The 8091-nt window shown below is 74.2% G+C and carries 10 protein-coding genes; 7 read left to right on the forward strand and 3 right to left on the reverse strand.

The annotated features are described in order from the left end of the window. Positions 1–73: 73 nt before the first annotated feature. A complete protein-coding gene (locus tag QZX64_RS06700; protein WP_295657836.1) occupies positions 74–1039 on the reverse strand; it encodes a TIGR03557 family F420-dependent LLM class oxidoreductase in 966 nt (321 codons plus the stop codon). A gap of 122 nt (positions 1040–1161) precedes the next feature. On the opposite strand from QZX64_RS06700, the gene QZX64_RS06705 reads away from it, so the two are divergent. From QZX64_RS06705 to QZX64_RS06715, 4 genes are read left to right on the forward strand one after another with little or no spacing between them, the layout of a single operon-like run. Beyond that, positions 1162–2589 carry an FAD-dependent oxidoreductase gene (locus QZX64_RS06705; protein WP_295657838.1) on the forward strand — a complete coding sequence of 476 codons (1428 nt, stop codon included), beginning with the start codon at positions 1162–1164 and terminating at the stop codon, positions 2587–2589. Positions 2590–2613: 24 nt separating this feature from the next. Then, on the forward strand, positions 2614–2778 hold the full coding sequence (locus tag QZX64_RS16725; RefSeq protein ID WP_366558527.1) for a hypothetical protein: 165 nt from the start codon (positions 2614–2616) through the stop codon (positions 2776–2778). Positions 2779–2805: 27 nt separating this feature from the next. Further along, the gene (locus QZX64_RS06710; RefSeq protein WP_295657839.1) at positions 2806–3210 is read left to right on the forward strand and encodes a secondary thiamine-phosphate synthase enzyme YjbQ; all 405 of its coding nucleotides are present in this window, start codon (positions 2806–2808) and stop codon (positions 3208–3210) included. A 36-nt stretch (positions 3211–3246) separates the two neighbouring features. Further along, positions 3247–4272, forward strand: coding sequence for an App1 family protein (locus QZX64_RS06715; RefSeq protein WP_295657841.1), 1026 nt, complete (start codon positions 3247–3249; stop codon positions 4270–4272). A gap of 15 nt (positions 4273–4287) precedes the next feature. Here the strand turns inward: QZX64_RS06715 and QZX64_RS06720 are convergent, their stop codons facing one another. Next, positions 4288–5712 carry a glycoside hydrolase family 16 protein gene (locus QZX64_RS06720; protein WP_295657842.1) on the reverse strand — a complete coding sequence of 475 codons (1425 nt, stop codon included), beginning with the start codon at positions 5710–5712 and terminating at the stop codon, positions 4288–4290. 196 nt (positions 5713–5908) lie between these two features. Between QZX64_RS06720 and QZX64_RS06725 the strand changes: the two genes are divergently transcribed. Continuing rightward, complete coding sequence (locus tag QZX64_RS06725) at positions 5909–6151, forward strand: hypothetical protein (RefSeq protein WP_295657843.1); 243 nt, start codon at positions 5909–5911, stop codon at positions 6149–6151. Positions 6152–6163: 12 nt separating this feature from the next. Here the strand turns inward: QZX64_RS06725 and QZX64_RS06730 are convergent, their stop codons facing one another. Further along, a complete protein-coding gene (locus QZX64_RS06730; RefSeq protein WP_295657845.1) occupies positions 6164–6325 on the reverse strand; it encodes a hypothetical protein in 162 nt (53 codons plus the stop codon). Between the two features lie 163 nt (positions 6326–6488). Between QZX64_RS06730 and QZX64_RS06735 the strand changes: the two genes are divergently transcribed. Together QZX64_RS06735 and QZX64_RS06740 are read left to right on the forward strand one after the other, a co-directional pair. Continuing rightward, positions 6489–6905, forward strand: coding sequence for a hypothetical protein (locus QZX64_RS06735; protein WP_295657847.1), 417 nt, complete (start codon positions 6489–6491; stop codon positions 6903–6905). A gap of 387 nt (positions 6906–7292) precedes the next feature. Beyond that, on the forward strand, positions 7293–8091 hold a 799-nt coding region (locus tag QZX64_RS06740; RefSeq protein ID WP_295657849.1), incomplete at its 3' end, for an acyltransferase.

The following is an 8091-nucleotide window of genomic DNA, read 5'->3' on the forward strand; positions in this document are numbered from 1 at the left end:
GCGCCACACCGGGAGGCCTTCACCCATCTACGGCTCGCCGTATCCGATCGCCCAACGTGCATGGGCATGACAACTAGCGCGCCGCGGCCCGCTCGCGCAGCGCCGGCAGCACCTCGGCGCCGAAGGCGGTGATGATTCCTGCGTAGTGCGGGCCCATGTTGGCGACGTACACGTCGTCGAACCCGGCGTCGACGTACTCCCCCAGCGCCTCCACGTGGGCCGCTACGTCGGAGCCGCACGACACCGAGTCGCGGACCATCTCCCGGGTGACCAGCGTGGAGGCCTGCTCGAAGTGCCGCGGCGAGGGCAGGACCTGCGCCAGCTCGCCGGGCAGGCCGCTGTTGCCCCAGGTGCGGTGGGCGATCTCGGCGCCCTCCTCCTCGGTCCGCGCCCACGCCACCTTCACCCCGCCCTGGGTCGGCTTGCCTCCGGACTTCTCGCGGAAGCGGTCGAGGAGCTCGCGGCCGGGCGAGGTGGTGACGTAGCCGTCGCCGATGCGGGCCGCGAGGTCGGTCGCCTTGGGCCCGAAGCCGGAGACGAAGACCTGCGGGGGCTGCTCGGGGAGGGTGTAGATGCGCGCGGTGTCGGCGGTGTAGTGGCGCCCGCGGTGGTTGACGAACCCGCCCTGCCAGAGCTCGCGCATCAGGCCCACGGCCTCCTCGAGCATCTCGAGACGGACGTCGACACTCGGCCAGGCGTCGCCGAGCACGTGCTCGTTGAGCGCCTCCCCCGTGCCGACGCCGAGGATGAAGCGGCCCTGGAGCATCACCGCGCTGGTGGCGGCCGCCTGCGCGACCACCACGGGGTGGATGCGGGTGGTGGGGCAGGTGACGGCGGTGGTCACCGGCAGGGTCGTCGCCTGCGAGAGCGCCCCGATGACCGACCACACGAACGCGCTCTGGCCCTGCTCGTCGTTCCACGGATGGAAGTGGTCGCTGATCCACAGGCACTCGAAGCCCGCCTCCTCGGCGAGCACCGCCTGCTCCACGAGCTCGGCGGGGGTGAACTCCTCGGCCGACAGGAAGTATCCGAAGCGCATCGAGACTCCTCAGGTGGTGCCGTGCGTGGCGCGGTGCCGGGGCCGGTACCCCACCGGCTCGCGCGCACTCGGGTGGACGCCGGTGGCGGCATGACCCGGCGGGGGCGTGGGTACCCCGCCACGTGACCTCCCTCTGGCTCGACCGCGCCACCCCGATCGCCGACGACCCGCTGCCCGGCCCCGAGGAGACCCTCGACGTCGTGGTCGTGGGCGCCGGGCTCACCGGGCTCACCACGGCCCTGCTGCTGGCCCGGGCCGGGCACCGGGTCGCGGTCGTGGAGGCCCGGCACGTCGGTGCGGTCACCACGGGGAACACCACCGCCAAGCTGTCGCTCCTCCAGGGCACGAGGCTCTCCCGCATCCGCAGGCACCAGTCCCGCAAGGTGGCCGCGGCGTACGTCGAGGCGAACCGTGAGGGCATGGCCTGGCTGCTGCGCTTCTGCGACGACCACGGCGTCCCGGTGCAGCGCCGGCGTGCGGTCACCTACGCCGCCACCGAGTCCGAGCTGTCGTCGGTGGAGCAGGAGCACCAGGCGGCCAGCTCGCTGGGCCTCGACGTGCGCTGGCACGACACCCTCGACGTGCCGTTCCCGAACCACGGCGGGACCGTGCTGCCCGACCAGGCGCAGTTCGACCCCCTCGACGTCCTGGCGGCGCTGGTCGAGCAGCTGCGCGCGCACGGCGGCACCCTGCACCAGGGCCACCGCGTCGTCTCCGCGTCGCGCTCGGGCGAGCCCGTGCTGACGCTGGAGGGCGGGGGGTCGGTGCGCGCGGACCAGGTGGTGCTGGCCACGGGCGTCCCGATCCTGGACCGAGGGCTGTACTTCGCGAAGGTGGAGCCCCAGCGCTCCTATGCGCTCGCCTTCCGCGGCGCGGAGCCGCCCGACGGCATGTTCCTCTCCGCCGGCTCCGACAGCCGGTCGGTGCGCGACGTGCCGGACCCCGACGGCCGCTACCTGCTCATCGGCGGCAGCGGACACGTCGTGGGGCGCACCGGCTCCACCCTGGAGCACTACGACCGGCTGCGGGCCTGGACCTCCGAGCACTTCCCCGGTGCCGTGGAGACCCACCACTGGTCGGCCCAGGACTACCAGGGCCACGACGGCATCCCCTACATGGGCGCGCTCCCCCGCGGCGGCGGCCGGATGCACCTGGCGACCGGCTACGAGAAGTGGGGCATGAGCAACGCCGTGGCCGCCGCCCGCACCATCTCGGCCGAGATCCTCGGCGAGAAGCCGTCGTGGGCACAGGTGCTCGGTCGGCGGATCACCGGACCCACGGGCGCCGCGGAGATCGCCCGCATCAACCTCGGCGTGGGCCTGGCCCAGGCGGGCGGGGCGGTCCGCGCGGTCCGCAACCGGCTGCCCGGCGGGGACGACACGTTGGTCCGTGAGTGCGGCGTCGTGGGGGTGTGCACCCACCTCGGTGGCGTCCTGCAGTGGAACGACGCCGAGGAGAGCTGGGACTGCCCGCTGCACGGGTCGCGCTTCACCGCTGACGGCGAGGTCCTCGAGGGACCGGCGACCCGGCCCCTGGCGCGGCGCCCCTGACGGTCGGGGTCGACGCTGACGTTCCTGCTCGCCGCCCAGGCGCTGGGGATCGGCGCGTGCGCGCAGGCGGCGCTGGCGGGCCACTCGCCGCTGCTCCACGAGCACCTCGGCATCCCCGAGCACCGCACCGCGACGTACCGCACCTCACGAGCCGAGCTCGACGAGGCGGTCACCTTCGTCGACGGCTGACCCGACGGCGGCTGGCACCATCGAGGCATGGACTCCGAGACCCACAGCTACCGCACCGGCGACCGCGACACCGTCCTGGACCTCACCCGCGACTGCGCCCGCTTCGTCGCGGACCGCGGGTCGGGCCTGCTGCACGTGTTCGTGCCGCACGCCACGGCCGGCATCGCGGTCCTCGAGACCGGAGCAGGCAGTGACGACGACCTCCTCGCGGCGCTGGGCGACCTGCTCCCGGCCGACGACCGGTGGCGGCACCGCCACGGCACCGCCGGCCACGGGCGCTCGCACGTGATGCCCGCCCTCGTGCCGCCGTACGCGACGGTGCCGGTGCTCGACGGCGAGCTGGCCCTCGGCACCTGGCAGAGCATCTGCCTGGTGGACCTCAACGTCGACAACCACGAGCGCGAGGTGCGCTTCAGCTTCCTGGGCGGCTGAGCAGGGTCCGGAGCGGCGATGCGGTAGGAATGCGGGATGGCCCCTCGCCCGGAACCCCCGCACGTCGCCGCCCGCGCCGAGGCCCGGATGCAGGCGGTGCTCGGTCCGCGGCTGCGAGACCGCGGGTGGCGCCCCACCGTGGTGCCCGTCGTCGCGTACGGCGCCCCGGGCTGGGCCCGGGTGATGTGCCGGGTGCTGCTCCGGCCGCCGGGGACCCCGGGCGAGCAGGTGCGGGACGGACGCGGGTGGCGGCACTTCCTGACCGCCAAGGCGACCGGCACCGCGATCACGGTGCGGCTCGGCGACCGCCTGATCGACCTCGTCACCGGCACCGGCGGCTACGTCGACGCCCGGCTGGACTGCGACCTCCCGCCCGGCTGGCACACCGCGCGGCTGCAGGCCGAGGGCGGCGAGGCGGTCGAGGTGCCCGTGCGCATCGTCGCCCCCGGACCGGGGCTGGGCCTGCTCAGCGACATCGACGACACCGTTCTGGTCACGATGCTGCCGCGCCCCGTGGTCGCGCTGCGCAACGCGTTCCTGCTCAGGGAGAGCGCGCGCCAGCCCGTGCCCGGCATGGCGGCGCTCTACCGCGAGGTGCTGGAGGCCGAGCCCGACGCCTTCGTCGTCTACCTCTCGACCGGTGCGTGGAACACCGCGGGCGCCCTCACCGCCTTCCTGCGCCGCCACGACTACCCGGTGGGGCCGCTCCTGCTCACCGACTGGGGTCCCACGCAGACCGGGTGGTTCCGCTCGGGCCAGGAGCACAAGCGGGCCCAGCTGCGCCGGCTCCTCGAGGAGCTGCCCCAGCTGCGGTGGCTGCTGGTGGGCGACGACGGGCAGCACGACCCCTCGCTGTACGCCGAGGTGGCCGCCGCCCAGCCCGACCGGGTGCTCGGCGTGGCGATCCGGCAGCTCAGCGCCACCGAGCAGGTCGCCACCCACGGCACGCCCGGGCCCAAGGATCCCGGCGTGCTGAGCGAGGCGGCCGTCCTGGCCCCCGACGGCCAGGGCCTGGGCCGGCTGCTGCGGGAGCGCGGGATCGTGCTGGGCCCCCGGGCCTAGCCGGCAGCCGGGTGCTCAGGACCTCCAGACGCGCACCCAGTCGACGCTCGTCGTGGCGGCGAGCGTCTCGGGGGTGAGGTGTCGCAGCTCGTAGTTCGAGGTCAGCATGCTGAGCACCAGGTACTGGTCGACCTGGCTGATCTTCTCGCGCGTGCGCCAGAACTCGCGACCGTCGATGCGGAAGACGTACTCCTGAGGCGTCCACTCCAGGGAGAAGACGTGGTAGCTGGTCGACCAGCTGTCGCCGGCCGGCTTCATCTGCGAGGTGGACCGGAACAGCTCACCGATCTTCTCGTTGTTGCCCGCACTGTCGAGGGTGTGGACGAAGCCGCCGACCGCGTCGCGCGGGCCGCCCTCGCCGAAGAACTCCGCGACGTCGACCTCGGCGCCGCGTGACGGGTCGCCGGGCACCCGGCCGCCCTCGGGGAGGATCCAGAAGCAGGAGTGGGCGCCCTGGGGTCCGGCGAAGCGGATCCGCGCTGCGGCGTACCCGTGACGGAACTTGAACGCCTTGTTGGTCGCCAGCTGCGTGTTGAGCAGGAACGGCGACTCCCCCTCGCCCGTCGCCGCGGTGTAGCGGCAGGTCTGGCCGGCGCGGGTGGGGTCGAGGCCGATCCCGAGCTCGAGGGTGCTGCCGGTGTTCCTGCGCACCGACGCGTCCTGACGGGCGCAGGTGCGGATGCCGGTGTCGTAGCTGTAGCTCTGGGTCTGGTCGCTCCAGACAGCCGGGTCCAGGGTCGCGCCGGAGAAGGTGTCCTCGAAGACGGGGCTCCACGCGCGCGCGGTCACCGTCCCGGTGACGGATGCGGGGGCGCCGCCCGCCGCGACCGCGACCGCCCGGTAGGTGCGGCCGGCCTCGGCGGCGAACACCGCGTGCCCGGAGCGGTCCTGGGGCGCGTTCGCGACGGTCTTCCAGTCGCCACCCTGCTGCCGCTGCAGCTGCACGGTGCGGCCCGGCCGCGCCGGCTCGAAGCCCGCGGAGACGATCGGGCCCTCGGCCGGTGCGGCCGGGGTGGCGCCCTGCTGCGCCACCGGGGGCAGCGCGGCGATCCGGCCCTGCTGCGTGAGCACGGGCACCGTGACGGCCTTGGTGACGATCCTGGGCAGCCTGACCTTCGCGGTGAACCGGCGGGCCACCGCGCGGAGGCTGGCGTCGCCGGTGAGCACCACCTTGGTGAAGGTGACGGACTGGTTGCGCCGCGCCTTGGCCTTCGCGATGGTCACCCACGAACCGCCGCGCCGCTGCTGCAGCACGACGGGGCGCTTGACCTTGGTCTCGAGCTTGCCGGTGATGGTGAAGGGCACCCCCGACATGGGGGTGGTGGTCGGCGCGTAGAGCCGTCCGAAGGCGGCCTGGGCGGGCGTCTGGATCGCCACGATCGTGGCGAGTCCCAACACGGCGGACAGGAGCAGGGCGAGGGCGCGGGGGCGCGAGGTCATGGAGTTCCTAGGGGTGGCCGACGTCGGTCATCATCGATTTTAAGTATGCACAGCCGTACGCGCGGACGAATGCCACAACTGCGCGGGCGTCTTCGCGTGTCCCCCGCCCGTGCCCTCTGCCCCGTGCGTTCGACGTGCGGACGCGGGCGGGTGCAGAGTGCGCACCCGAGGCCGAGGAGGCCCCACGGCAGAGGCGGTGACGCGGTCGAGCGGTCAGCGGTCCGCCACGTTCCTCGACGGCGAGGGCACCGAGAACCTCGTCGTGCCGGCCCAGCTGGTGGCCATGGCGGCGTTCGGGGCGCTGGTCGGCCGACTGCTGCCCGCGCTCGCCGGCCCGGACCGTCGTGGTCCGGTGGTCGGCGCCCTCGTCGGGGTCGCCATGGGCCTGGTGGGCATCGGGGTGTTCTTCTGGCTGATCAGCGGGGCCGACGGCGCCTGACCCGGCCACCGGCTACTCCTCGACGCCCGCTCGTTCCTCGGCCGCCCCGTCCACGCGGGACGGCTCGCCGCCCGGCGTCGACGACGGCGAAGCCGGCTCGTTGTGCTCCTCGGAGGTGTCGGCGACGCCGGCGTTCTCCTCGGCCGCGCCTCGCTCCTGGTGCTGCTCGCTCATGTCGGGCTCCGTCTCGCTGGTCGTCTCGGTGACCACCGGTACCCACGTTCGAGCCGAGCAGCACCGCCTCGGCGGCCCTGGTGGGCACCTCGCGGGCACGAAGAGCAGGGAACTCCCCGAAACGGGGGATGGTTGCTGTCGGGTCACAGGACAGACTGCGCCGGTGACCCTCCCCACGATCGACCTCGCCGGCGCCGGCTGGCCCGAGTGGGTGCAGGTCGCCGTGGCGATCGCGCTCGTGCTCGCCGTCCTGGCGGCGTCCGTCGCCTTCCTGCACCTCGCCACCTGGATCGTGTTCGGCCACCGGGTCCGCATGCTGGCAGCGGCCGCGGCGGTGGGCCTGCTGCTGCAGTCCGACGCGGTGTCGCTCGCGGGTGCGGTCGAATGGCTGGAGGCGCAGTGGGCCGACGGCCTCCGGGGCCGGCTGGCCGTGGTGGTCCTGGCGGTGTGGCCGCTCTGGGTCGCGGCCGTGGCTGCCGCTCGACCGCGGCGGAGGCCGGTGGTGCGCAGGGAGCCGTCCCTGGTCACGCCCGCCCAGCGCGGGCCGCACCTGCACGGCGGGTTCCTCCCGACTCCCTGACCGACTCCCCGACCGGCTCCCTGACCGGCGGCAGATCCGCCTCGAGGGCGCGGTCGACCCTCCGCAGCCGTGACGCGCACCACGTGCATCGTGGCCCCGCCGGCTGTTTGCCCGGTCCGGCTCGGGGTACAGATGCGCGGGGGGTGAACGACCGTCGGGGGGCGGTCGGTCACTGGGACGGGCTCTCGGACCTCGCGGTCCGGGAGCCCGTCCTGCATCTTCCGCCGCCCGGGGCCAGGGTGCGGCGGCGTGGGTGCCAGAGCCCCGTCCCACGGTGGCGCCGCGGTGGCGGGGCGAGGCCCCGGCGCGTCGTACGACGGGGCGACGACAGGCCGCCGTGCGCGCCGGATACCTTCGTGCCGACATGCCCGCCTGGGAGGGAGCACGGTGACCGCCACCACCGACGACCGCGCGCCACGCGCCGCCGCGGCGACGGCGAAGCCGGGGTGGGGCTACCGCCCCGAGCTCGACGGGATCCGGACCATCGCGGTCTACCTGGTGGTCCTCCACCACTGCCGGGTGCCCGCTCTCAGCGGCGGCTTCATCGGCGTCGACCTCTTCTTCGTCCTCTCCGGGTTCCTGGTGACCTCGGTGCTGCTGGCCGAGGCGGCGGAGCGAGGCAGTATCTCCGTGACCTCCTTCTACGCGCGCCGGGTGCGTCGCCTGCTCCCGGCGGCGGTGCTCGTCATCGTGGCCACCTGCGTCCTCCAGCTCCTCGTCGCCTCTCTCCCCCAGCGGGTGGCGATGGTCGACGACGCCCGCGCCGCCCTGCTGTACGTCGCCAACTGGCGGTTCATCCTCGACGCGCGCGACTACTTCGCGGCCACCGACGACCCCTCGCCGTTCCTGCACTACTGGTCGCTGTCGATCGAGGAGCAGTTCTACGTCGTGCTGCCGCTGCTGCTCTGGCTCGTCTGGCGCCGCAGCAGCTCACCCGTGCGGACCCTCGCCGTGGTCGCCGGTGCGGTCACCGCCGTGTCGCTCGTGCTGCAGGTGTGGCGCGCCGGGGGCGACCCGACGTACGCCTACTACGCCACGGACACGCGGGTCTACCAGCTGACGGCCGGAGTGCTCCTCGCGTGTGCGATCAGCGCGCGCCGGGCCCGGGCCGGCCCGTTCCCAGCCCGCGCGCCCCGCGCCGGCACCGTCGCGACCCTGGCCGGGCTGGCCCTCCTGCTGGGCCTGG

This window comes from uncultured Nocardioides sp., from assembly GCF_902805925.1.
Classification (GTDB): Bacteria; Actinomycetota; Actinomycetes; order Propionibacteriales; family Nocardioidaceae; genus Nocardioides.